Source organism: Nocardia farcinica (assembly GCF_029867845.1).
GTDB lineage: Bacteria > Actinomycetota > Actinomycetes > Mycobacteriales > Mycobacteriaceae > Nocardia > Nocardia farcinica_A.
On sequence record NZ_JARWRU010000033.1, the window covers coordinates 1 to 1,113 of the forward strand.

At 75.2% G+C, this 1,113-nt stretch carries 1 protein-coding gene; it reads left to right on the forward strand.

The features are described 5' to 3' along the window. Nucleotides 1–156 precede the first annotated feature (156 nt). On the forward strand, nucleotides 157–972 hold the full coding sequence (locus QH283_RS00490; protein WP_280501045.1) for a DUF4190 domain-containing protein: 816 nt from the start codon (nucleotides 157–159) through the stop codon (nucleotides 970–972). Nucleotides 973–1,113 lie beyond the last annotated feature (141 nt).

Here is a 1,113-nt window from a genome sequence, read left to right on the forward strand (position 1 = left end):
CCGCCCCCGGCCCGGAGCCGGTGTGCGGGGCGATACTGGTCCGGGCCGCACGCGCCGTCGGCCGGTCACACGCTCGATCCGGCCGGTTCGCGATAGAGACGGTCGCCGGGTGGTACTCGACAGCGAGGTTCTGCCGAAACGACCAGGAGAGCGTCCATGACCGATCCGAAGGACCCCGAGGAACCGAACGAGTCCCGCACCGGCGCCACGCCGCCGCAGAGTGAACCGACGCCGCCGTCGCTGTCCAAAGACGCCACGGGGGCGGCAGGCGGCGGGCGGCCCGACGACGCGGACGGCGCGGGATCGGGAGCCGCGGGCGGCGCGGGATCGGCAGCCGCGGGCAGACCGAGCTGGGGTGAGCCGCGGGAGACCACCGACTACCCGGGGGCATCCGGCCATCCCGGCCGGCCGCCGTATCCGGGACAGGGCCAGGGTTACCCGGGACAGTCCCAGCCGGGCCAGGGCTATCCGGGTCAGGGCTACCCGGGTCAGGGTGCTCAGCCGCCGTACCCCGGGCAGGAACAGTCCTCTCCGGGTCAGGAGTACTCGCCGTATTCCGGGCAGGGGCAACCGCCCTACCCCGGTTACGGGCAGCAGCCCGGCGGCCAGGGGTATCCCGGTCAGGACCAGGGCTATCCCGGTCAGGGGCAGGGCTACCCGGGCGGGCACGAGGCCTATCCGGGCGGCGGGCAGGGCGGCTATCCGGGCGGGCAGCCGTACGAGCCGTTCGGGACCCAGCCGCCGCAGCGGCAGGGACCGCAGGTCATGTCGATCATCGGGTTCGTCTGCGCGGCCGTGGCGCTGTTCTTCTGCCCGATCCTGTTCGGTCCGGTCGGCATCGTGCTCGGTGTGGTCGGGCACAACAAGGGCGAGTCGCTGGGCAAGTGGGCGGCGATCGTCTCGGCGGTGGCGCTGGTGGCCGGTCTGCTGCTGGGGCTGGCGGTCAACAACTCCGACAGCGTGCCCTCCTAGCGGCTCCGCGCCCGTCCCCGCCCGGCCGCGCCGCCACGACCGGCCGGGCCCGGCGCCCGAGGCGCGGCGGGGGCGGGCGGTGGGGGGGGGGATGGGGGGGTTGGGTGGGGTGCCGCGGGCGGGCCACGGCCGGTACGAGGA